Below are 1045 nucleotides of genomic sequence, written 5' to 3'. Positions count from 1 at the left end.
GGGGGGTGTTGCCACCGGAACCGACTTGGCGGCCGGGGAATCGCTAATAGAGGCACGACCAACGAAGCCATTCGTAACGTGGATGCGACTCCTGCCGCCCTGACCAGCCAACGCGTCAGTCTCAGCACGAGCTACCGGGGGTAATCATGATCTTGGAGCAAGAGAGCATCGACGTTTTCCTTGGCCTGGACGTCGGCAAAACCGGCCACCACGCCGTGGCCCTGAACCGGGCCGGAAAGAAGCTCTACGACAAAGCCCTGCCGCAGGACGAAACCAAAATCCGGGACGTCCTCACCAAGCTCGCCAGCCACGGCAAAGTCCTGGTTGTCGTGGACCAACCCGCGACCATCGGTGCGCTGCCCGTCGCGGTCGCCCAAGCCGCCGGAGCAGCCGTGGGCTACCTGCCGGGACTGGCGATGCGCCGAATCGCTGACCTTCACCCGGGCCAGGCTAAAACCGATGCCCGGGACGCAGCGATCATCGCCGAAGCCGCCCGGACCATGCCACATACACTGCGGTCGGTGGAACTGGACGATGAAACCCTCGCCGAGCTCGGGGTGCTCTGCGGCTTCGATGACGACCTCGCGGGTCAGATCACGGCCACTTCCAACCGGATCCGCGGGCTGCTCACCCAAATCCATCCCGCCCTGGAACGGGCACTGGGCCCCCACCTGGATCATCCGGCGGTCGCGGACCTGCTTACCCGCTATCCGACCCCGCAGGTGTTGAAGACCGCCGGTCGCGGACACGTCAAAGCACGGCTGAAGAAACATGCACCCCGGGCCGCTGAACGCCTGACCGAGGCCATCTTCACCGCCCTCAGTGAGCAGACGGTCGTGGTCGTAGGCACCGGCGCAGCGGGGATCGTGCTGCCGAAACTGGCCGAGCAGCTCTCGGCGCTGCGCCGGCAGCGCGACGAAATCGCTTCCCAGGTCGAAGCACTCGTGGAGGCCCACCCTCTTTACGAGGTCCTGACCTCGATGCCCGGCATCGGCGTCAGGACCTGCGCACGAATCCTCACCGAAGTCACCGGCAAGCACTTCGC

Annotated in this window: 1 protein-coding gene; it reads left to right on the top strand. The window is 65.6% G+C overall.

The annotated features are described in order from the left end of the window. Nucleotides 1-146 precede the first annotated feature (146 nt). Nucleotides 147-1045: IS110 family transposase (locus tag WKB88_RS18155; protein ID WP_341395966.1), on the top strand; the 899-nt coding region annotated here is incomplete at its 3' end.

Source organism: Arthrobacter sp. G119Y2 (assembly GCF_038069765.1).
Lineage (GTDB): Bacteria > Actinomycetota > Actinomycetes > Actinomycetales > Micrococcaceae > Arthrobacter_B.
The sequence above is the reverse complement of the archived record's forward strand: the minus strand, read 5'-3'. Positions and strand labels throughout refer to the sequence as shown.